The organism is Veillonella dispar (assembly GCF_900637515.1).
In the GTDB taxonomy this organism is placed as follows: Bacteria; Bacillota; Negativicutes; order Veillonellales; family Veillonellaceae; genus Veillonella; species Veillonella dispar.
This window is the reverse complement of record NZ_LR134375.1, coordinates 1,744,974-1,768,951: the sequence shown is the minus strand read 5'-3', so window position 1 is coordinate 1,768,951 and position 23,978 is coordinate 1,744,974. Positions and strand designations below refer to the sequence as shown.

The following is a 23,978-nucleotide window of genomic DNA, read 5'->3' as shown; positions in this document are numbered from 1 at the left end:
GTTGTAACCACTTCATCTTAATCGATAGGAAGTTCTGTTTCGAAGACTTCCTCAGCAGGGCCTGTCATAAGCACCGTGCCATCCTCCAAGTATGAAATATGCAATGTTCCTAAGTAAAGCTCTACGTCTACTTCGCGACCTGTTAAGCCTTTTTCAAAGGACATAACGGCAGAGGCACAAGAGCCTGTACCACATGCTAGTGTAGCACCAGCACCGCGTTCCCATGTGCGAACCTTAATGTGTTTGTCGTTTACTACCTCAATGTAGTTAACGTTTGTATTGGATGGGAATGCATCGTGTTTTTCAAGGATTGGGCCTTGTGTCGTAACGGGGGCCTTTGTAATGTCTTCTACGTAAACCTCTGTGTGCGGTACGCCGAGCAATACGGAGCTCACTGTTACAGTTTCGCCATTTACATCGATGTCTACGTCGATGACCTTATCCATGTCTACATTCATAGGTACATCTTTACTGTTAAAGAATGGCTTGCCCATATCTACTGTGACGAGTGTAACCACACCATTTTCGATGGTTAAGGTTGGCTTCATAATACCTGCTAATGTTTCGATGGTGAAAGTTTCTTTTGTAATTTCTCCGTGTTCGTAAGCGTATTTGGCAAAGCATCGAATACCATTGCCGCACATTTCAGCTTCACTGCCATCGGAGTTGATGATGCGCATGCGCACATCACATGTGTCAGATGGTACAACAATAACTAAACCATCAGCGCCAATGCCTGTACGACGATCGCAAAGGCGAATGGCTAAATCAGTATAGTCCTTGTTAGCACCTTGAGGGTCGGCAAAGAGGATAAAATCATTGCCAAGACCATGCATTTTTGTTAATTTCATAAAGTCTCCTATCAATAAGTAAGACTTTCACCATGAAGCCCGTGAAAGTCTCATATGTATATTATTATATATTCTATATTATTATATCATAAATGGCTTTCAATTATGGGGTGTAACTTTATAAAATTAAAGTAAAAATAAGCAAAAAATGACCTCCTTTTAAAGTACTTGTTATAGTACGTATTAAGACGGTTGAGAAATATGAACATGAGGTAAAAATTAACCCACGTGGGACAACCTGAAAGGCGGATATATAGGGCTCTATTACTTTATTGTTTACCGTAGAAATGATAAAATAAAGAGTAATGTAGTTTATCGTAATAGAAAGAGGAACACACATGCGAATTCAAGGGATTTCTGGATCTCGTGGCGTTGCAGTAGGCAATGTATATAGATATATTCAAGAGGAAATTGTCATTCCTGATTACACTGTAGCAGAGGATCAGGTAGAAGCGGAAATTGGTAAGTTTGCTGCTGCTATGGCATCTACCTTAAAGCAATTGGATACAATCCGTCAAAAGGCTTTGAAAGAAATGGGCCCTGAAGAGGCGGCTATTTTTGAAGCACATATGCAAATTGCTCAAGACCCATCTTTATCTGATGGTATTAAATCCCTCGTTGAGTCTAGCCATACTAACGTTGTAGCGGCTACAGCTCAAACCATTGAAACCTTTGCCAATATCTTCCTCGGTATGGAAGATCCATACATGCGCGAACGGGGTGCAGATATCAAAGATATCGGTGATCGTTTGATGCGCAATATGTTAGGTATGAACCCTCGTGGCTTATCCCATATTTCTGGGGAGGTTATATTGGTGGCTCATGATTTGGCGCCATCCGATACGGCATCTCTAGATAAAAATGTTGTAAAAGGCATTGTAACAGCTGCTGGTGGCCCTACATCTCATGCGGCTATCATGGCACGTACATTGGAAATTCCTGCCGTTATGGGCGTTGGTGATATTGAAGGCTTTGTTGATGGCGAGAAAGCCGTTGTACTTGGTACAGATGGTATTGTCGAAACAAATCCATCTGATGCGGATTGGGCTGAATATACAAATCAAGCTACTGCTTACCAAGAGGAATTAAAACGCCTACGCGAATCTGCCAATCTTGAAGCTAAGACTACAGATGGTCATCATGTAGAATTATTTGGCAATATCGGTAAGTCTAAAGATGCTAAACGTGCTCTTACAATGGGCGCACAAGGTATCGGCTTATACCGTACAGAATTCTTGTACATGGAAAATGATGAATTGCCAGCAGAAGATGTACAGTTCGAAGAATATAAAAAGGTTGCAGAAGATATGCAGGGACAGCCTGTTATCATTCGTACCATGGATATCGGTGGTGACAAGGAGTTGAAATGCCTTGATTTGCCAACGGAAATGAATCCATTCCTTGGTTACCGTGCCATTCGTATTTCCTTGAACCGCCCAGATATCTTCAAAGTACAATTGCGTGCGTTATTGCGCGCTAGTGCCTTTGGTGATATTCATATCATGTACCCTATGATCGCTTCCGTAGAAGAAGTGAAACAAGCGAATGCTATGCTTGAAGAATGTAAGGCAGAACTTACAGCTGAAGGCAAAGAATTCAATAAGAATATTAAGGTTGGTATTATGATCGAAGTACCAGCGGCGGCTGTTATTTCTCCAATCTTGGCAAAATACGTAGACTTCTTCAGTATTGGTACCAACGATTTATGCCAATACACTTTGGCCGTAGACCGTATGAATGAATCTATTGGTTCTCTATATCAACCATTGCATCCAGGCGTATTACGTCTTATCAAACATGTTATCGATGCGAGCCATGAACAAGGTAAATTTACAGGTATGTGCGGTGAACTCGCTAGTGATCCTGTGGCTACAATGATTTTATTGGGTTTAGGCCTTGACGAATTCTCCATGACAGCGTCTTCTATACCACTTATTAAGAAAATCTTGCGCTCTGTTTCTAAAGCAGAATGTGAAGACGTGGCTAATAAAGCACTTTCCATAGATACAGCAGAAGAAATTACAGACTATGCTAAATCTGTACTAGCTGAAAAAGGCTTACTATAATTCTGTTGTATAGCAAATAACTTTCAATATACTTGAATTGAAAGGCTTGAAATTGATACAATATATCTATTAGAACGTATGGGATAGGCACAGCCTATCAAGATAGAAAGAGGTTATCATGAAAGAATTAACAGTAGAAATTACTAACGAATCTGGTTTACATGCTCGTCCTGCTACAGCTTTCACACAATTGGCTGCTAAATATGCTTCCAAATTGACAATCGCTGCTAACGGCAAAACAGCTGATGCTAAATCCATCTTAACTGTATTGACTTTGGGCGCTACAAAAGGTACATCCGTTACATTGACAGCTGACGGTGCTGACGAAGACGATGCACTTGCTGCATTAAGCGAATTCTTAACAACTAACCACGACTAATACAATGTGGTAATACAAAGGACTCTACGAATGTAGAGTCCTTTTTTGTTATTGTCTTTAGACTGGTTCGCGACGTAGTCGCGAATCATAAAACCACCCGCTATGCGGGTGCGGCAACGAAAGTTATACAAAAAAATCACCTTGCTTAAGTATAATGTAGGTGTTCAAGCCGCATTATATGCAAAAGAAAGGTGATTTTATATGGCAACAAAGACACAGAGCCTTGCGCACACAAAATGGTTATGCAAATACCACATAGTATTTACACCTAAGTATAGACGTAAAGTTATATATAATCAATACAGAAATAGTTTACGTGAAATACTGAGACGTTTATGCGAATATAAGGGCGTCAAGATTATAGAGGGGGAGCTTATGGCCGATCATGTGCATATGCTAGTATTAATCCCACCTAAAATATCAGTTTCATCTTTTATGGGATATTTAAAGGGGAAAAGTGCACTAATGATGTTCGATAAACACGCAAACTTAAAGTATAAATTTGGAAATAGGCACTTTTGGTCCGAGGGTTATTATGTTAGTACAGTAGGTTTAAATGAGGCTACCGTAAAGAAGTATATACGTGAGCAAGAGTTACATGACCAAATGAAAGATAAACTTAGTGTAAAAGAATATGAGGACCCTTTTAAGGGTAGCAAGTAATACATATCCCCTTTAAGGGGAATGTTACGAGTCAATGGCTATGCGGCTTGAACGCAGTGAAAGCCAGCGCCTTTAGACGCTGGCCTAGTACTACGGGCTTATAGCCCGTGAGCAAACCACCCGTTTTACGGGTGGTTCTGATTGATCTATATGTTTTATGTATATGATTTTTGTATATGTTTTATGTTTTGGTTGATTTGATTAAATGTTACCTTTAATTTAATATGGCGAATTTACAAAACTATTAGCATGTAGTTTCAAGTAAAAAAAGAAGAGGCGGTTTAGCCTCTTCTTTATTTTCCCATGTTTGCAAAGCGCTCTACAGCCTTTGTAAAGTCGCTAATGGTTTTTTCTACGTCACCGTGTTCGATACCATCTCGTACGCAGTGGTTGATATGCCCTTCAAGGACTACTTGACCTACTTTATGTAGTGCAGACTTAGCTGCATTAATTTGGCTCAACACATCTTCGCATGGAATGTCTTCTTCAATCATTCGATCAATAGCTTGCACTTGACCAAGGATTTTACGCAATCGACGATGTAGATTTTCTGAATCCATACATTGTTTCATAATACTCCTCCAATGGGCATGTTTTTTATCATCCTTATTATTATACTCCATGTAAAGTTTGTAATACAACTTAATAAGTATACCTAATATGCATTAAATCTACATATATAGATTTATATTGTATATGGATGTATGTGAATATCTGTATTCAAAGGTACATTTAAATATATACTTTTAAAATAGCATGGCATGTATTTTATATTATACACATCTATTTAGACCTTGTAATATATATCTTCTTCTTAATTGATGTGATACAATACATTTAATACACAATGTGTTTGTATATGTATATAAGGTACTGTAATGCATATAGAATTTAAATTTGTCTATAGGTATATACTACGGGCCTTTATGAAATAGGTGAAAGCAATGAAAGTGTTTCGCTACCTTCGGAACCTAGTGGTATTTGTGCTAGTTATGATACTGGCCGTGTTTATATATGATGGATACCATAGGGTTCAAGGTACAGATCGTGAAAGTAACGCGCATACAACTGTTGAAAAACGCATAGAACAAGGTGAAGATACCCTTAGTCGCACAGATCGTATTATACGATTATTTACCTTTAAAGAAAAGGTAGAGACGGCACTGAACCAACGTGTTTCTAAAGAACATTGGGTAAAGGGAGATGTCATTCCAGAATATACAAAGAATGCACTCATCGCCATAGAGGATAAGCGATATTATAAGCATGGCGCTATAGATGTACTTGGTATCATTCGCGCCTTTTACACCAATACAATTGCTGGTGAAACTGTAGAGGGTGGCAGTACCATAACACAACAAGTAGTAAAAAATCTTTTCCTTTCATCAAAACGCATTATGAGCCGTAAGATAGAAGAAGCTATCTTGGCGAGTGAAATGGAACATTACTACACGAAGGACGAAATCCTCACCATGTATTTAAATACCGTATATTATGGTCACAATTACTACGGTATCTACGAAGCAGCACATGGCTACTTTGGGACAAGCCCGAGCCGATTGACATTAGGTCAAAGCGCTATGCTCGCAGCCTTACCTAATGCACCATCCTACTTAGATCCTTATACGAACTATAAAGGGGCTAAGGCACGACAAAAACTAGTGCTCGAACAAATGGTAGACCAAGGTATGATTACACAAGCCGAAGCTGATTATGCATACAAACAAGATTTGGGCCTTGTGGACGAATAATTAAATAACTATAGTAACATCTCTGTTAGTTGATTGGTAATTGGCTAACAGAGATTCTTTTGTTATATTAAATAATAGACACATTTAGAGAGAGTTTTAACTATTAGGAGTGTAAATATTGGATAATGTTGAATTAAAGCAGTATGAGAAAGGTAATTATTTATCTATTTATATAGGTGCAAAACCTATTATTAGGTTTGCTATGCTTAGATTGGAGAATTTTATATCTTATTATTTAAGAGGACCTGGAGGATTAGACTATAAGTCTGAAGTACTTGCTGTTGATTCTTATGCTCGTGAAATATTTTATATTGAACAAGCAGATGTTAATAAAATAGAAAACTGGATAGTTTATTACGATGATGAACATGATTGTATGGCTGTAAGATATTGCTTTTGGGATAAAGCATTAGATAGAGATATTCTAATGGCAGATGAATCTTTAAGGGTGCAAGTAAGAGAAAAATATATCGTTGATAAAATTCCCCATATTAGTAATCAAACTATTATTGGTGTAGATAAAACGATAAAACATAATATTTTAAATAGTATAAATACTTTTGATGCAGCGATATCTAAGATGAATATATTAGAACTATTTGAGAATGTAGACTACTCTAAAGGTAATTATAGAATTACAAGATCTTATGATTTAGATGTTCGTATTGAAGCTATTATCTGTGAGGAACAAAGTAATCTTCATTCCATCATAAATGAAATTAAGTCTTTGGTAGTGGGAAGGGTAAAAGAACCCATTGAAACAACTGACTACGAGATTGCTTTGGATTACCAATTTTCACCTATTGATATCAAGTAAGGACAGACGGATAATCGTAAGAAGTGAAGCTATATCTAGTGCTAAATTACTAGATATAGCTTTTTTATAATTGATTAGTTCGGAAACGAAATATATTATTGAATTGAATAAAAATAATGCTTGCATTTATAATTATACAGGTGTATACTATTTTTTGTCAGAAAGAGGGAATGACCGTTGAGCTAGATGCCACGGTGCTTTCACAATTATCTGATATAATATTGATTATATGAGTTTAAATACATAGTAAGTTTTTATGAGGTGTTATCATGGGTAAAGCAAATAAAGTAGTACTCGCATATTCTGGTGGTTTAGACACATCTGTTATCATTCCTTGGTTAAAAGAAAATTATGGCGCTGAAGTTATCGCAGTATGCGTAGACTTAGGACAACCTGAGGATTATGATGCAGTTGAGAAAAAAGCAATCAAATCTGGTGCTTCTAAAGCGTACATTGTTGATGCTAAAGAAGAGTTCGTAAAAGATTATGTATGGCCAACAGTAAAAGCGGGTGCAGTTTATGAAGGCAAATATTTATTAGGTACATCCTTCGCTAGACCTTTAATCGGTAAAATCCTTGTAGATATTGCTAAAAAAGAAGGTGCTGATGCTATCGCTCACGGTGCGACTGGTAAAGGTAATGACCAAGTTCGTTTCGAACTTGCTATCAAAGCATTGGCTCCTAATATGAAAATCATCGCTCCTTGGAGAGAATGGGATTTGAAATCCAGAACAGACTGCATGGAATATGCTGCTAAACATGATATTCCAGTTGTAGCTACGAAATCCCATCCGTATTCCATGGACCAAAACGTATGGCATTTGTCCCATGAAGGCGGCGATCTTGAAAATCCAGCAAATGCTCCTAAAGATGATGTGTACTTGGTAACACATACTCCTGAACAAGCTCCAGATGAAGCTGGTTATGTAACTGTATCCTTCAAAGATGGCGTACCTGTAGCAGTAGATGGCCAAGAAGGTACTCCTTTACAATTGTTAGAAAAACTCAACGAAATCGGTGCGCACTATGGCGTAGGCGTTGTAGATATTGTTGAAAATAGATTAGTAGGCATGAAATCCCGTGGCGTTTATGAAAACCCAGGTGGATCCATCATCATGTATGCTCACAGAGAACTTGAATACCTTTGCCTCGACAGAGCTACATACCACTACAAAGAACTCATTGCTAACAAATACGCTGAACTTGTATACGATGGCATGTGGTTCGCACCATTGATGAACGCTTTGCAAGCATTCGTTGATGAAACTCAAAAAACTGTAACTGGTGAAGTAAAACTTAAATTGTACAAAGGCAACATTATCTCTGCTGGTGCAACTTCTCCATACTCCTTGTACAGCGAAGATTTCGTAACATTCGAAGAAGATGATGTATACAACCAAGCTGATGCGGCTGGTTTCATTAACTTGTTCGGTTTACCTCTTAAAATTAATGCATTGATGAAAGAAAAGGCAGGTAAATAATGGCTAAATTGTGGGGCGGGCGTTTCACAAAAGGCACTGATAAAGCGGTAGAGGATTTTACATCCTCTATCGCTTTTGATGCGCGGATGTACGCCGAAGATATTGCAGGCAGTAAAGCACATGCTACAATGCTAGCAAAACAAAATATTATCTCCGACGCAGATCGGGACGCTATTGTTGAGGGCTTAACAAAGATTAAAGACCAAATCGATAAAGGTGAGTTCCCATTCTCCGTGGCTCTTGAAGATATTCATATGAATATTGAAAAGCGCTTAACCGATGATATTGGCGAAGCAGGTGGTCGTTTACATACAGGCCGTAGCCGTAATGACCAATGTGCAGTAGATTTACATATGTACGTGCGTAAAGCCGTAGTAGAAATGGGCGAGCTCGTCGTAGATATGCAAAAAGCCCTCATTGAAACGGCTGAAAAATACAGCGATGTTATCATGCCTGGCTATACGCATTTACAACGGGCACAACCTGTATTATTCGGGCATCATATGATGGCATACTTCTCTATGCTAGAACGCGACTTTGACCGTTTGTTGATGGTCTTTAAACACGCAGACATCATGCCACTTGGTGCAGGGGCCTTAGCAGGTTCTACATACGGTATTGATCAAACCTATACGCAAAAGCTACTCGGCTTTTCTCGTATTTACGAAAATAGTATGGATGCCGTATCCGACCGTGACTATGTAGTTGAATTCTTGTCCTTTGCATCTCTTGTGATGATGCATTTGAGCCGTCTTAGCGAAGAATTGATTTTGTGGTCTACCAATGAGTTTAATTTTATTGAACTCGATGATGCTCACTGCACAGGCTCTAGTATTATGCCACAAAAGAAAAATCCTGACGTATGTGAACTTGTTCGTGGTAAAACAGGTCGTACCTATGGCCACTTGTTAGGTTTATTAACTACATTAAAAGGCTTGCCACTTACCTATAACAAAGATATGCAAGAGGATAAAGAGGGCATTTTTGATGCTATCGATACAGTACACTTTGCATTGTCCATTAATGCGGCTATGGTCCGTGGTATGAAGGTCAATGGGGCGCATATGAAAGCTGTCCTCGATGATGATTTCTCTAATGCTACAGATATGGCCGATTACCTTGCGAAAAAAGGCGTTCCATTCCGTGAAGCTCATGAAATCGTAGGTAATGCTGTACATCATTGCATTGAAAAAGGTTGCGTATTGCTTGATTTATCTGTTGAGGATTTTAAAGCTATATCCGACCATTTTGATGCAGATATCCTTGATGCCATTTCCATCGAAGCTTGCATAGCTGGCCGTAATAACTATTCTGGTACTGCTCCAGAATGTGTGGAAAGACAACGGAACAATGGTAAAGCTGTTATCGTCGGAGAAGAAAAACAAATTGCTCAGTGGAAAGCAATTGTTGAATCTGTGCAAGCATAACTGATTTAGTAAGCCTAATGTTATGATTTAGGGCCACATACTGTACAAGAGTAACATTCAAAGTAATAGTAGCTTTTGTGACATTGAAAATTTAAGATCGATATACATATAAGTCTTATGTTAAAGCGCTTTATATTAACCTTTAAGCTTATGTGTATATCGATTTTTTTATTTGAATGATAGATAATTTCTAGAAAAGAGTTATTCTAATTGATAAATTACTATTAAAATGGTGTAAATTTATGTACGTATACAGTGGACTACGCGAAAACAATAGTCTTGTACTACGAAACTATAACCGTGATAGATAGTAAAAATCACATATATACAAAGAAGAAAATGGGGTAAAAATATACATTGTCATTGTTAAAATGAGTTCTGTTCGTTTTAGATGATAAATTAACTATAATTTATTCAATTCGTGTAATAATGCTTGTCCGCCAATAAAGTACTTTCATTTTGGGTTCATAGGTGTTATTATTTAATTCGTAATAAGAATAACAACGGTAAATTCACATTCAAGCCCATCACAGCACGAACTGAATTTACTTAGCGGTATATTATATTTAAGTGAATTATGGACGAGAAAAAATTCACCTTTTGAAAGGGGATTGATACATGAAAACCACCGCTAAAAAAATGTCTGTATTCCAGCTAACCACAATGGTAGCAGCCAATATGCTAGGAGCTGGGATCATTATGTTACCAACTAATTTGGCTCAAGTTGGTACTATTTCAGTTTTATCTTGGCTCGTAACAGCTGTGGGTGCGCTTCTGTTAGCGTATATTTTTGCTCAAGCGGGTATGTTCTCCCAGATTAGAGGGGGCATGGGCGGTTATGCAGAACACCGCTTCGGTAAAACTGGACATTTTATGGCGAGCTATGCTTACAGCATATCTCTCATCATTGCTAATATCGCCATCGCGGTATCTGCCGTAGGTTATGGCGCAGCTTTCTTTGGTGTTGACCTTAATGCAACACAAACAAGCCAAGTAACAATTGTGCTTTTGTGGTTTGCAGCGATTTTGAACTTCCGTGGTAATCGCTTCACAGGTCGACTCAGCAACATGACTATTTGGGGCTCTATTGTGCCGGTTTTATTAATTGGTACAATCGGATGGTATTGGTTTGACCCGTCTATTTATTGGGCGGCTTGGAACCCAAATGATCTTCCGTTTTACGATGCAGTAAAACAATCCATTTCCCTCACTTTGTGGGGCTTCCTAGGATTTGAGTCCGCAGCGGCTAATGCTGATGCTGTTGAGAATCCAAAGAAAAACGTACCTATCGCAACTGTAGCGGGTACATTAGCAGTGGCAGTGGTTTACATCTTGTCCACAAATGTTATGGCCGGTATCGTGCCTAACATCGACTTATTAAATTCTAACGCACCATTCGGTTTGACATTCGTATACATGTTCAATGATACAATTGCAAACATCGTGATGGCTGCAATGGTTATTTCTTGCTTTGGCGCTTTACTTTGCTGGCAATTCACATTGTCTCGTGTATTTAAAAGCGCAGCGGAACATGGTTACTTCCCTAAAGTATTCGCTCGTGTAAATAGTAAGGATGCTCCTGTTCGCGGCGTATTCATTCTACTCGCTGTTGAAACATTACTTACATTGTTCACTGCAAGTGATTCCTTGCGTGAGCAATTTGAAGTATTGGTAAACTTGGCGGTTGTAACTAACGTAGTACCATATGTATTGTGCATCTTAGCAGTACCTACAATGATGCGTATGGCTGGTGTAGCTGAAAGCCGTATTAAACGCTCCAATTACGTATTTGGTGCAGGCGTTATCTACTGCTTGTATGCTGTCTATGCATGTGGTGTTGATGCTATGCTTGGTAGTGCAGTGGCAGTAAGCATTGGTCTTGTGATCTACACGCAAAGCGCACCGCTTACAAGAAAGTATCGATTAATTAAATAACTCTCGTCTTATAAGAGGCTGTTACTTAGTAACAGCCTCTTTTTGGTATATTAATCAAACTTATTAATTATGGTTTTATTGATTATAAATAATTGATAGTTGATTAAGTGATTAAAAGTTTTTTGGCATGTATAAAAAAAAAATTATGAGAAAATTACCATTATAATAATAATTAATATATATACAGTTGCATACAGTTAATACAGAAAAAATCATATATATAAAGTGATTTGCATAGGTTTATACATAAATAGAGACTTAATCAGTAATCGATAATTTTTATTAGTATAAAAATTATATTGAAAATCTACGATGTACATATACCTATAAGGGGTATATGTATTGTAAATAGGATATTAATATAGTATATTTATAATCGATAAAAATGAATGAACTAGTGAGTGTCGGTATTCACCGAGCGTAAAAGAGGAAAATGGGTGTAAATCCCATACTATGCAAATAGCTGTAATGAGGAGCAAGGTTTCATTATAGGGTCACTGGGAAACTGGGAAGGCCGAAATGTTGCGATGAATCATGAGTCAGAAAGCCTGCTCTAAATGTATGGTATTGTACATACTATACTTAATTTAGGTTAGTCAGGTGGACTAACCTTTTTTGTCGTTTTCCTATATGCACCTCTGCTATATCGGGAGAGATAAGCATATTAGTTGTTCATTTAGATTATTGTAGTATTTAGAGAGTATAGGAGGAGGCGCCTATGGGCAAACGCTTTGCTAAACAGCTAGGTCAATTCATTGTTACACTGTTTGGCATTACTTTTTTAACATTTTGTCTCACTTATTTAGCACCAGGCGATCCAGTTACGATGTTACTAGAAACGGCAGATACTATCGTGTCTCAGGAGCTTATCGATGAAACTCGAGCTCAGCTTGGGTTAGATAAACCGTTCTTAGTGCAATATGCAAACTGGGTTGTGAATGCTGCACAAGGTGACTTAGGGATGAGTTACTCTGCTAAAAAGCCTGTTGTAGATCGTATGTTGGAGGCTTTGCCAGGGACAGTTATGTTAGCAGGTACATCATTAGTATTTACATTGCTCTATGCATTGCCGGCAGGGATTATAAGCGCCTTAAATCGAAACAAATGGATCGACTATCTGTTGCGCGTTGCTTCCTTTGTAGGCGTGTCTATGCCATCATTCTGGTTAGGCCTTGTACTGATTTATATCTTTGGCCTTAAATTAGGACTTGTTCCTATTGCATCTTCTCGTGTAACTCCTATCGGTGTAATTCTACCAGCCGTTACATTAGCTGTTGTAGTCGGGTCCAAGTACATGCGCCAAGTTCGTCTCGTTATTCTTGAAGAAATGCAAAAGGATTATGTTATCGGCGCACGTGCTCGTGGTGTGAGTGAGATGAAAATTTTATTCGGTCATATTTTGCCTAATGCGGTATTACCACTTATCACTATACTGGGCGTTGTCATCGGTTGGTTATTAGGCGGTGTTGCAGTTATTGAAATGGTATTCTCCTGGCCTGGTCTTGGGAATATGGCAGTATATGCCATTACTATGCGCGACTATCCATTGATCGAAGGTTTTGTGTTGTGGGTTGCCTTAGCATATATGTGTATTAATGCATTAGTTGATGCGTCATATATCTTGTTAGACCCTAGATTAAAAAGGGAGAGAGCATAATGGCAGAATTTATTCAAAAACATAAACTGTTCTCTTTCTACAGTACATTGATGATTATTGTTGTACTCATTGCTATTTTTGCACCATGGCTTGCTCCGGGTGATGCTTTTAGCTCAAATCTGAGTCAAGCATTACAAGCGCCAAGTAGTCAACATTGGTTTGGTACAGATAAGCTTGGTCGTGATGTATTGTCTCGCATCATTTATGGTACACAGTTATCCTTGTTTATGGGTGTCAGTATTGTTGTTATCATGGTAAGCATTGGTACTATTATCGGTGCCGTAGCTGGTTATTTCGGTGGTAAAATCGAAATGGTCCTCATGCGTCTTGCAGATATTATGTTATCCTTCCCAGGCGTTGTGTTAGCCATTGCTATTGCTGGTATTTTGGGTGGTAGCATTGTGAATACGATTATAGCGCTATCTGTAGTTGGTTGGGCAAAATATGCTCGTCTTGTACGGTCTATGACGTTGAAAGTTCGCGGTGAAGAGTATGTAACGGCGGCTGTCATGATGGGGGCCTCTACAACGACTATTCTAAGACGTCATATCATTCCCAATATCCTTCCTCTTGTTGTTACAACAGGGGCACTTGATATTGGGGCTATCATGATTGAAGTAGCAGGTCTTTCCTTCCTTGGATTTGGTGCTCAACCACCAACACCAGAATGGGGCCTTATGCTTAACGAAGGTCGTCAATATTTACAAACCAGTCCATGGCTGATGGCATTCCCTGGTATGTCCATCCTTATCGTAGTTGCTATCTTTAACCTTTGGTCTGATTCCTTACGGGACGTAGTGGATCCTAAGAACCAAGGTTAGTTACGTGTGATGCTTATTTATAGGTTGTGTTGTGAAAGTTGTTATATAAATAGGCGGTAATAAGGTTTTTCCATTATGACTATTGTAGATTGTAGTGGTCATGATGTGTATGTTTTATGTTTATATGTAATGGTACAAGGAGATTTTACATGAAAAAATCTTGGAAAAAAGCCCTCTTAGCAGGTCTTAGCATTGTAATGATGGGTTCCTTCATTGCTGGTTGCGGCTCTGATAATAATGGTGCTGCTAATAAGGATGTTTTAAAAGTTGGTGTAACTAACTTCGCATCCACATTAGAACCTACAGAAAACTTCTTCGCATGGGTTGTTATGCGCTATGGTGTAGGCGAAACATTGGCTAAGTTTGACGAACATATGAAACCTCAACCATGGATTGCATCTAAATGGGAAGTATCCCCAGACCATAAAACGTGGACTTTCACAATCAATGATAAGGTGAAATTCTCTAATGGTAAAAAAGTTGATGCTGCAGCAGTTAAAGCATCTATCGAACGGGCTTTTGAAAAATCCAATCGTGCAAAAACATTTTTCGAATATGACTCTATGGAAGCTAATGGTCAACAATTAGTTATTCATACAACAAAAGAATATCCTAATATGCCTGGCCTTTTAGCGGATCCGTTGTTCCTAATCGTTGACGTTCAATCTGAAAAAGATGGTCGTAACTTTGCCAAGGAAGGTCCTATCGGTACAGGTCCATACGTAGTTAAATCTTTCACAAAAGATCGTGCTGAGATGGCTGCTAACGAAAACTATTGGGATGGTACAGTACCATTTAAAACTGTAGAAATTCCTTCCATCGATGACCCTAATACTCGCGCTATGAGCTTACAATCTGGCGACGTAGATATGGCTGTTAATATCGGTGCTGGTGAAATGGGCTTATTCCAAAATAACGATAAGTTCAAGGTTGATGAAATCGCATCTCTTCGCGTAGTATTGGCTCGTATCAACCAAAAAGGTGTTCTTGGTGATGACAAAGTACGTGCTGCAGTTATTTCCGCAACAGACCGTAAAAACTATGCTGATGTATTGTTAAAAGGTACATTCATTCCTGGTTCCGCACCAATTCCACCATCCATGGACTATGGCTTCAAAGATTTGAAAGATCCTAATGCGTATAACCCTGAACGTTCTAAACAATTATTAGCAGAAGATGGTTGGAAAGATACTGATGGGGACGGCATCCTTGATAAAGATGGCAAACCATTAACATTTGACTTCGTAGTATATAATTCTCGTGCAGAATTACCACTTTATGCAGAAGCTGTTCAAGCAGACCTTAAAAAAGTGGGTATCGACATGAAAATCAAAACAGTTGACTATAACTTGATTGATAAAATGGGTCAAGATGGCGACTATGATATGCTTATCTCCAACATCGTAACTGCTAATACAGGCGATCCAATCTGGTTCTTAGCTAACTACTGGCATACTAATGTGGATGGTTCCAACCCTCAAAACGGTTCTGGTTACTCCAATCCACAAGTTGACCAATTGTTAGATGCTGCTGAAACTGAATTTGATCCTGCAAAACGTCGTGACTATGCAATTCAAATTCAACAATTATTGATGAATGATGGTGCTGCATTGTTCTTAGGTTACCCTAAAACTAATATCGTTACTGGTTCTTACTTGAAAGGTGCTGTCATGTACCCAAGTGACTACTACTGGATTACTAATAAAATTACAAAATAATAAGGAGCTATAATGGCAGAAAACATACTAACTGTAGAGAACCTTAACATCGCGTACCAAGGTGTGCCTGCTGTTATGGATGTAAACTTTACCTTGGAACGCGGTAAGGTATTGACCATTGTAGGGGAATCTGGATCCGGTAAAACTACCGTGATCCGGGCCCTCATGGGTTTATTGCCTATAGGTGGTGAGGTCACAGATGGTACAATGCTCTTTAATGGTCAAGACCTTCGCACCCTATCTAAGTCTGAATGGAGAGCTATACGTGGTAAAGACATGGCCATGATTTTCCAAGATAGTGGTAGTGCTTTAGACCCAATAGTTCGCATTGGTAAACAGTTTAGAGAATTATTTAAATCTCATATAGAAATTACCAATGATGAATGTGATCGACGAGCAATTGAGTTATTAGAATCTGTTTCTCTCCCTAATGGGGCAGATATATTGCGCCGTTATCCACATGAGTTATCCGGCGGTCAACGCCAACGTGTGGGCATTGCTATGGCATTAGCGCTGGATCCTGCGTTATTAATTGGTGATGAACCTACATCTGCTTTAGATGTAACAACACAATCACAAGTTGTTATGCAAATGCTAGAACTTGCTAAAGAGCATAATTCTGCTATCGTAATGGTTACGCATAACCTTGGTGTAGCGGCCTATATGTCCGACTATATCATTGTTATGAAAAAGGGTCGTGTTGTTGATGCTGGCACACCGCAAGACATTTTGGAAAACCCATCTAATGAATATACGAAGCAATTAAAAGATGCTGTACCAACATTGGAAGGAGGTCGTTACATTGACTAACTACGCTGTAGAATTAAAAAATGTATGTAAACGATTCCCACTTCCTACTGGTGGTGAGCTCGAAGCGTGTAAGAGTATTAATATCACCTTAGAAAAAGGCGAGTCCCTTGGGATTGTAGGGGAATCTGGCTCTGGTAAAACGACTTTGGTTCGTATGATTATGAAGATGCTGCCTATTACGGAAGGCGAGATTTATGTAGATGGTGTAGAGATTCAACATATGAACTCTGAGCAAACGAGAGAATACCGCAAGAAAATTCAAATGGTATTCCAAGATCCATCTGCAGCCTTCAATCCTCGTATGAAGGTAAAGGATATTATCCTTGAACCGTTATACAATTTTGGGCTTCTTGAAAAAGGAAAAGAAGAACAAATCGCAGGTGACTATCTTGAAATGGTAGACCTACCTCGCGAGTTCATGCATCGTTATCCTCATGAAATGTCTGGTGGTCAACGTCAACGTGTGGCCATTGCTCGTGCCATTGTACTTGAACCAGAAATTCTTGTTCTAGATGAGGCAACAAGTGCTCTAGACGTGTCTGTACAAGACTCCATCGCCTATTTACTAGCGCGTTTACAAAAAAAGAAAAACTTAACATACCTATTCATTGCTCATGACATTGCGTTCATTCGCACGATGTGTCATAAGGTAGTTGTTATGCATAAAGGTGCTGTCGTTGAAGAGCTAGATGCATTCCATTTAGCAGATGCAAAACATCCTTATACAAAGGTTCTATTGAGCTCTATCTTTGAAATTGGCAAAGATCATAAGCCACTTACTTTAGAAGAAGCGGCTGTAGAAGCATAGGACTTTAATACAACTTATCAGACCTCTCATTGTAGCAATCGCCTAGTGTATTCAACCAGAGGATTTGCCCTACTAATATGGGTAAAATCCAGTAGGTACATATATAATAGCAGTTAGCTTTAGCGCTAACTGCTATTTTTGTATGTTACGTATCTATACAGATTTGCTCACATATATAAATATATCGAAAATTTTCTCAAAAATGATTGTGTTAACACTAAATATATAGTATAGTTGACTAAGCAATATACCCCTATGGGTATAATTAAATATACTCATATGAAATGATATACATATACATATAGAGAAAGGTTAGGTGTGTGAATGAAGGGATTACGTAAGGCGTTACTGATTGGTATGATGCTGGGCCGTTGTACGATATGGTGTAGGGGAAACACTAATAAAATTTGATGATCACATGAATGCTAAACCCTGGTTAGCATCCTCTTGGAAACAAAGTGATGATAAGCTGACTTGGACTTTCACCATCAACGATAAGGTTAAGTTCTCTAACGGTAATGCCCTTACTGCTGAGGCCGTAAAGGCATCTTTGGAACGAACCTTTGTGAAGAGTAAACGGGCAAAAACATTCTTTAATTACACTGAAATGACGGCTAATGGTCAAGAGCTCACAATTAAGACCGATAAGCCTTATTATAATTTGCCAAACTTGTTGGGGGATCCATTGTTCCTTGTTATGGATGTAACTGCTGAGGCAAATGGTCGTGATATTGCGAAGGAAGGTCCTATTGGTACTGGTCCTTATGTAGTGACATCATTTACAAAAGAGCGTGCTGAGCTAGCACGGAATGATAACTATTGGGATGGCAAGCCAGGCTTTGCTAAGGTTGAAATTCCATCTATTAACGATGCCAATACACGAGCTATGGCATTGCAAGCGGGTGATGTAGATATGGCCGTTAGCATTGGACCTGGCGAATATGGTATCTTCCAAAACGATAAGAAATTTACTATTTATGAAGAATCATCTTTACGTGATGTATTCGTTCGGATGAGCCAAAAAGGCAAGCTTAAGAATGCTAATCTTTGAGCGGCCCTCATTGCCGGAGCGAATCGTGAGTCCTATGCAAAGAAGCTTATGAAGGATACCTTTATTGCCGGTAAGGCTCCATTGCCACCGTCCATTGATTATGGATTCAATCAATTGCGGGATCCTAATAAATATAATGTTGAACGTGCTAAAGAATTACTTAAACGTGAAGGTTATATTGATACAAATGGTGATGGGATTGTAGATAAAGATGGTGAAAACCTAGTGCTTGATTTCTATGCCTATACATCTCGTCCTGAATTGCCATTATATGCAGAGGCATTACAAGCGGACTACAAAAAAATCGGTGTAGATTTACAAATTAAAATCATAGACTATGCTGTGATTGATACATTGGCGCAATCTGGGGATTACGATATGCTCATCTCTAGTGTAGTTACTGCTAATACTGGCCAACCTGTATGGTTCTTGAAACAATACTGGGGGACCGGTGCTGAGGCAAATGGTTCTGGATTCTCTAATCCACGTTTCGATGAATTGTTGGCTCTTGGTGAAAGCGCTAATGATCCAGTGGTTCGTCGTAATGCGGTGATCAATGCACAACAATTGATGCTAGATGATTCGATAGCACTCTTCCTTGGATATCCTAAGATTAATATTGTAGGGAATAACAATATCGATGGTATTAAGATATCTCCATCTGAATACTATATCATTACAAAAGACTTAAAACGGAAATAATTTTATTATATAAACCTATAGTAATGAAACTTGTTAATATAATTTAACGTAGTTGTCGACATAGCAAAAGAGGACTAGCCACGGCTAGTCCTCTTTTTGTAGTTAGTTATTTTTTCTTTTGATCTGTTGCATCAAGCTCTGCCATATTCACGACATTTGCTTTGCCAACCATTTTGTTATATTTAATAAATAGTTGTGTATATGCTTCGCCGTAGGAAGAATTGATGATGATATAGTTGCGAGCCTCTGCGACAAACTCTTTTACAGAATCTTGATACTCGCGAACTGCGTTTTGCGTTTCTGATGTTGTACCAGGTTGTAATTTGTTGATGCGTTGCGTGATTTGTTGCAAGTTTGCTTCAACCTTTTGGGTATCCGTATTTCCATCTGGATCGATAAGATCGATTGTTTGGGCAGTCATGAGATTTAACTCGATGAAGTTAACTGCATTTTCACGTTTTTCACCTTGATATTCAGTCATGCGTTCTGTATAGAGCTCATTATTACGATTATCTAAGGCTAAATCTAAAGCATTGTATGTAGCGTAGAATTGTTCAGCTAGAGGTACATACTGTGCCGCTAACTCATCGCTACCTTTGAAATTATCTTTTTCAAAACGACGTTCTACATAGTAGGCTTGCAATTGATCCGCAACAGGAATCAATTGATCTAGCACTGCTAATACATCATTAGTTGATTGGTTTACATCTTCGTATGGAGTAGGGCTATCTTGCTTTGCAGCCTCTAATGCTGTTTTAAGATCTTTGTATTTAGGTAATGTAATCGTCGTGTTATGGGACCCATTACGTAACTCTTCAAGAGTTGGTTGTAATTGATTTGCATAGGCTACACTGTACGCGTTATATGAGTCTAATGCGACGATATAAGGTCGGATAGCGTTGATCTTGTCGTCAACGGTTGATCGATATAAAATTGTCGTTGTATTGGATGACAAGAGTGTATACACCCCGTAGATCCCACCACCGATAATAGCGATGCCAAGTATAACGGCTGCTATTAACTTGATGTACCCCTTTTTCAACTGCGCACGCTCCTTGAAAATACACTAACTCTTTTTGGATCCGTTTGGGCGGACTACGCCCCTAAGAGTAATTAGTTATATTATATCATAAACTTACGTCCCAAAAAAGACGTATAGAGTGGAGAATCATAAGGAATAGATGAAATCATTGGATATGAACATATATTAATATTTATAATTCGCTATTTATAGATGAATATACTCTGTGAAAGTTAAATTAGTATATTTCTTAATACCTTTGATATAATTTACATATATATGATTGGAGGGGATTTTAATGAGCACGGATAAGATTTATAACTCCATTGAAGAAGTATTAGATATAGCCGAATCTGCAGAGGGTAAAACTGTTGGTGAGTTTGATATAAATAATCGCCTGGATAGTAGGGGAAACAAGGGCGGTATAGGTCAGGTTTTAGAAGAAGGCTTATTTAAAATGGCCGTTAATAGCAGAGCAGAAGCAGACTTTGTTGATTTGGGTTTGGAGCTAAAAGTTACTGCTATAAAAGAAAATAAAAAGAATGACTTCTCTGCAAAAGAACGGTTAGTTTTAAATATTATTAACTATGAAGAGGATTATAAAGACTCTTTTGAAGAATCATCATTTTGGCAAAAAAATAAGAATTTACTAATTATTTTCTACTTATATAAAGATGAATTAGATAAAAAGGATTTTCCTATCATAAAGTCGGTCTTACATAATTTTGATCCTGTGGATTTAGAAATTATAAAACAGGATTGGCAAACTATTATAGATAAGATTAAAGCTGGTGAGGCCCATAATATTTCGGAAGGCGATACGATGTATTTGGCTGCCTGTACTAAAGGGGCTAATGCTAAGTCCATAAGAAAACAACCATTTTCTAATATACTAGCTAAACAACGTGCATTTTCTCTTAAAAGTTCTTACATGTCTGCCTTTGCTCGCCGTGTTATTGATAGACAATTAATACCATCACTATTTAATGTTAATGAACTTAAAAGTAAGACTACATTACAATTATTACAAGAACGATTCGCTCCATATATTGGTAAACGAGTATCTGAAATTGCAAAACTCGTAGATATTCCAGTAACTAAAAATAAGGCTTTTAATGCCAATCTTATTAGTGCGGTTTTGGGTGTAAAAGGGACCAAGTTAGAATCACTTAGAGAATTTAGTAAAGCAAATATTAAGTTTAAAACCATACGGCTTGAGCCTACTGGAATTCCAAAGGAACACATATCCTTTGAACAAATAGACTTTCATCGTTGGGTTAACGATGCATGGGAAAACTCTCAGCTTTATGAAAAATTTGAGTATACAAAATATCTATTTGTAGTATTTCAATATGATGAGACTGAGAAGGAAAATAAAAATAGAGAACCTTACTTAAAAGGTATTATGCTTTGGAATATGCCAGAAGTTGTCATTGAACATGAATTAAAAGACCTTTGGAAAACTACAAAATCAATTTTAGAAACTGGCGTTGAACTTAAGTTTGTACGTAATGGCGTATCAAATAACTTGCCAGGTGCTAGCTTTAATGGGATTTGTCATATTCGACCTAAGGCTAGAGATGGAAAGGATCAAGTAGAATTACCAGATGGACAACGTATAACAAAACAATGCTATTGGTTAAATAGAGAGTATATAGCAGAAATAGTAAAAGAGTTAAGTTGAGGGGCTTATGGCAGAGAGAAAATCTACCTTTAAAGGTGATTTAAAAAGTGAGAGAGCAGTAAATGAATTTTTACGAAAGTATTTGTATAGTTATTTAGTTGATGATGGGATAATTGATTCTTTTAATTCTAATACAACATTGGATCAACAACACAAAGGTATTGATACAATTATGTATATAATTAATGATGAGACTGAAGAAGCGGCAAGATGTATTAATATTGATGAAAAGGCAGCTATACACTATGCTAGAAACAATTTGGGTGATAAGCCTTTATCAACGTTTGCTTTTGAAGTTTCTTATTTAAAAGATGGAGAACTAAAGCGAGGCTGGCTTACAAATGAAAAGTATAAGGAGACACATGCTTATTTTCTTTGCTGGCTTTGGATTAAACCTGATGCTAATAAATATAATTTAGGCTGTGAGGATATTCTAAAAATCGAAGTATTGTCAATTCCTAAAGTAAAGATAAGAGATAAACTTATAATGCGTGCTATGGGCAATAAAGAGGTTAAAACATTTGAGTCTAAAGCGGATATATTACGTAAAAAAATGAAAGAGCGTGGAGTATATCGTTTAGAATTGGAACATCAATTGGATTCTTTAATTAATGCTTTAGACGATAGACCTGACTATAATAAGGCACATTTACAATTTGATACTGATTTATTGGTTGCAAGAAAATATCCTCAGTGGGTTTTAACCTTACCTGAGAAGCTCTATGAACAGCCTTTAAATATAGTTATTAAACGTGAAGATTTAATCAACTTGGCTAACAGTTATTGGATTGTTACTCCTGAAGGTGTAGAGGTAAAAAAATCTGTATCTAAAAAATAATGCCTAAATTTGATCTTGATCTTTTTTAGTATTTCTGCTATAATAAGGATCTATGAAGTTGATAAATTAAGGGGTAAAGTAATGAAAATATTCTCTATGTTTGATGGTGTAGGTGGGTTTATAGTAGGGTTAGAGAATTCGTCTAAAGAAGTTTTCCAAACGCTATATTCTAACCAGTATGAGCCATCTCGTAAGACTCAGGATGCCTATGAAGTAGGTTTGTATAGATTTCCTGATATGGAACATATTCCAACCGATGTAGCTTTAATTCCAAATGAAAAGTTTGGGGAAATGAAATCTAATGGCGTAGATATGATTGTTGGAGGCTTTCCTTGCCAAGACTATTCTGTAGCACGTAGTAAAAAGAATGAGCTTGGTATTGAAGGGAAAAAAGGCGTTCTTTTCTGGGAAATTATCCGTGCTACTGAGGTAATTAGACCTAAGTATTTGGTTTTAGAAAATGTTGACCGTTTATTGAAGGCTCCTTCCAACCAACGTGGTCGTGACTTTGCGATTATGTTGGCTGCTTTCAATCAATTAGGTTATTCTGTGGAGTGGCGTGTTATCAATGCTGCTGACTATGGTCGTGCACAACGGAGACGTCGTGTGTTCTTCTTTGTATTTAGAAATGATACAAAGTGGGGAAAACGACTACATACTAAATATGAAGCCACATTGCCTACTGATGCCGATTTAGGTACTCGTTTAGCTTGTTATACACCTTATATCTTTCAAGATGGGCTTTTTGCTCGTCAATTCCCTGTTAAAGGTGAAGCAGTTAAGAAACGTATTAATGCAAATAAGCTTGATGATGATATTGCTGAAGTTTCTGCAAACTTTTCAGATGGTAAAATGTGGAACTCTGGACTCATGACAAACGGGTACTATTATACGATTGAAACTGAACCTAAAAGTGATGAAGAACCAATACCAATGAAAGAGATTGTGGTTTCACCTGATCAAGTGCCAGAAGAGTATTATATTGATGGTGAAAAATTAGAGAAGTTTAAATATCTTCGGGGGCCTAAGAAAATTACACGGACTGCAGCTAATGGACATACTTATACTTTCTCTGAAGGTGGTATGAGTAAATATGACTCTCTTGATCTGCCGGGGCGTACAATGCTTACTTCTGAAGGTAGTGTAAATCGCTCTACACATCTTTTGAAAATTAATGGTAAATATCGTCTCATTACTCCAATTGAAGCTGAGCGCTTGCAAGACTTTCCTGATGATTGGACACGCTATAAACGTAATGCGAAAGGTGAAGTAGTAGAGGTTTCTGATCGTATGCGTATGTTCTTTATGGGGAATGCATTGGTAACCGGTATCGTAAAACGTATTGGTGATGAACTACAAAAAATTGATAAGTAAAAACTTATAAGTATATATGAAAGGGGCTGTTTTGTTACAGCCCCTTCTATTTTATGTAAAATAATATTTTTATATAAAACTATACTATATAATATAGTTATAGAAATAATGTATATAGGAGGAA

The 23,978-nt window shown here is 37.8% G+C and carries 19 protein-coding genes, 1 pseudogene and 1 riboswitch; of the genes and pseudogenes, 17 read left to right on the top strand and 3 right to left on the bottom strand.

Annotation, left to right across the window (positions count from 1 at the left end; all coding sequences use genetic code 11):
• Positions 1–17: 17 nt before the first annotated feature.
• A complete protein-coding gene (dapF, locus tag EL171_RS08390; RefSeq protein ID WP_005385359.1) occupies positions 18–851 on the bottom strand; it encodes a diaminopimelate epimerase in 834 nt (277 codons plus the stop codon).
• A 338-nt stretch (positions 852–1,189) separates the two neighbouring features.
• Between dapF and ptsP the strand changes: the two genes are divergently transcribed.
• From ptsP to tnpA, 3 genes are all read left to right on the top strand, one after another.
• A complete protein-coding gene (gene ptsP / locus EL171_RS08385; RefSeq protein WP_005385361.1) occupies positions 1,190–2,917 on the top strand; it encodes a phosphoenolpyruvate--protein phosphotransferase in 1,728 nt (575 codons plus the stop codon).
• Positions 2,918–3,035: 118 nt separating this feature from the next.
• Complete coding sequence (locus EL171_RS08380) at positions 3,036–3,296, top strand: HPr family phosphocarrier protein (RefSeq protein WP_005385362.1); 261 nt, start codon at positions 3,036–3,038, stop codon at positions 3,294–3,296.
• 201 nt (positions 3,297–3,497) lie between these two features.
• A complete protein-coding gene (tnpA, locus tag EL171_RS08375; RefSeq protein ID WP_005380067.1) occupies positions 3,498–3,959 on the top strand; it encodes an IS200/IS605 family transposase in 462 nt (153 codons plus the stop codon).
• A gap of 293 nt (positions 3,960–4,252) precedes the next feature.
• On the opposite strand, the gene EL171_RS08370 is transcribed toward tnpA, so the two are convergent.
• Positions 4,253–4,531: a metal-sensing transcriptional repressor gene (locus tag EL171_RS08370; RefSeq protein ID WP_004695033.1), complete on the bottom strand. Its 279-nt coding sequence runs from the start codon at positions 4,529–4,531 to the stop codon at positions 4,253–4,255.
• Between the two features lie 372 nt (positions 4,532–4,903).
• On the opposite strand from EL171_RS08370, the gene EL171_RS08365 reads away from it, so the two are divergent.
• From EL171_RS08365 to EL171_RS08315, 11 genes and pseudogenes are all read left to right on the top strand, one after another.
• The gene (locus EL171_RS08365; RefSeq protein WP_039968945.1) at positions 4,904–5,710 is read left to right on the top strand and encodes a transglycosylase domain-containing protein; all 807 of its coding nucleotides are present in this window, start codon (positions 4,904–4,906) and stop codon (positions 5,708–5,710) included.
• Positions 5,711–5,828: 118 nt separating this feature from the next.
• The gene (locus EL171_RS08360) at positions 5,829–6,527 is read left to right on the top strand and encodes a hypothetical protein (protein WP_005385368.1); all 699 of its coding nucleotides are present in this window, start codon (positions 5,829–5,831) and stop codon (positions 6,525–6,527) included.
• Between the two features lie 269 nt (positions 6,528–6,796).
• On the top strand, positions 6,797–8,008 hold the full coding sequence (locus EL171_RS08355) for an argininosuccinate synthase (RefSeq protein ID WP_005381291.1): 1,212 nt from the start codon (positions 6,797–6,799) through the stop codon (positions 8,006–8,008).
• On the top strand, positions 8,008–9,435 hold the full coding sequence (argH, locus tag EL171_RS08350; RefSeq protein ID WP_005385370.1) for an argininosuccinate lyase: 1,428 nt from the start codon (positions 8,008–8,010) through the stop codon (positions 9,433–9,435). Before EL171_RS08355 ends, argH begins: the two co-directional genes overlap by 1 nt.
• Before the next feature lie 618 nt (positions 9,436–10,053).
• On the top strand, positions 10,054–11,370 hold the full coding sequence (potE, locus tag EL171_RS08345) for a putrescine-ornithine antiporter (RefSeq protein ID WP_005385371.1): 1,317 nt from the start codon (positions 10,054–10,056) through the stop codon (positions 11,368–11,370).
• A gap of 382 nt (positions 11,371–11,752) precedes the next feature.
• A riboswitch (cobalamin riboswitch) is annotated at positions 11,753–11,940 on the top strand.
• 148 nt (positions 11,941–12,088) lie between these two features.
• Positions 12,089–13,027 carry a nickel ABC transporter permease gene (gene nikB / locus EL171_RS08340; protein ID WP_005385373.1) on the top strand — a complete coding sequence of 313 codons (939 nt, stop codon included), beginning with the start codon at positions 12,089–12,091 and terminating at the stop codon, positions 13,025–13,027.
• Positions 13,027–13,848, top strand: a complete 822-nt coding sequence (gene nikC, locus EL171_RS08335; RefSeq protein WP_005385374.1) for a nickel transporter permease — start codon at positions 13,027–13,029, stop codon at positions 13,846–13,848. The genes nikB and nikC overlap by 1 nt, the downstream gene beginning before the upstream one ends.
• Before the next feature lie 149 nt (positions 13,849–13,997).
• Complete coding sequence (locus EL171_RS08330; protein ID WP_005385376.1) at positions 13,998–15,566, top strand: ABC transporter substrate-binding protein; 1,569 nt, start codon at positions 13,998–14,000, stop codon at positions 15,564–15,566.
• Between the two features lie 12 nt (positions 15,567–15,578).
• Complete coding sequence (locus tag EL171_RS08325) at positions 15,579–16,376, top strand: ABC transporter ATP-binding protein (protein ID WP_005385379.1); 798 nt, start codon at positions 15,579–15,581, stop codon at positions 16,374–16,376.
• Positions 16,369–17,184, top strand: coding sequence for an ABC transporter ATP-binding protein (locus EL171_RS08320; RefSeq protein WP_039968950.1), 816 nt, complete (start codon positions 16,369–16,371; stop codon positions 17,182–17,184). The genes EL171_RS08325 and EL171_RS08320 overlap by 8 nt, the downstream gene beginning before the upstream one ends.
• A 364-nt stretch (positions 17,185–17,548) precedes the next feature.
• A pseudogene (locus EL171_RS08315) lies at positions 17,549–18,937 on the top strand (ABC transporter substrate-binding protein); the annotation flags it as partial.
• A 106-nt stretch (positions 18,938–19,043) separates the two neighbouring features.
• On the opposite strand, the gene EL171_RS08310 reads toward EL171_RS08315, so the two are convergent.
• A complete protein-coding gene (locus EL171_RS08310) occupies positions 19,044–19,979 on the bottom strand; it encodes a DUF3829 domain-containing protein (RefSeq protein ID WP_005385384.1) in 936 nt (311 codons plus the stop codon).
• 277 nt (positions 19,980–20,256) lie between these two features.
• On the opposite strand from EL171_RS08310, the gene EL171_RS08305 reads away from it, so the two are divergent.
• From EL171_RS08305 to dcm, 3 genes are all read left to right on the top strand, one after another.
• Entirely contained in the window at positions 20,257–21,642 is a 1,386-nt protein-coding gene (locus EL171_RS08305) for a Sau3AI family type II restriction endonuclease (RefSeq protein WP_005385386.1), read from the top strand.
• A 7-nt stretch (positions 21,643–21,649) separates the two neighbouring features.
• Positions 21,650–22,480, top strand: coding sequence for a hypothetical protein (locus tag EL171_RS08300; RefSeq protein WP_005385388.1), 831 nt, complete (start codon positions 21,650–21,652; stop codon positions 22,478–22,480).
• 81 nt (positions 22,481–22,561) lie between these two features.
• Entirely contained in the window at positions 22,562–23,854 is a 1,293-nt protein-coding gene (gene dcm / locus EL171_RS08295) for a DNA (cytosine-5-)-methyltransferase (protein ID WP_039968952.1), read from the top strand.
• Positions 23,855–23,978: the final 124 nt, after the last annotated feature.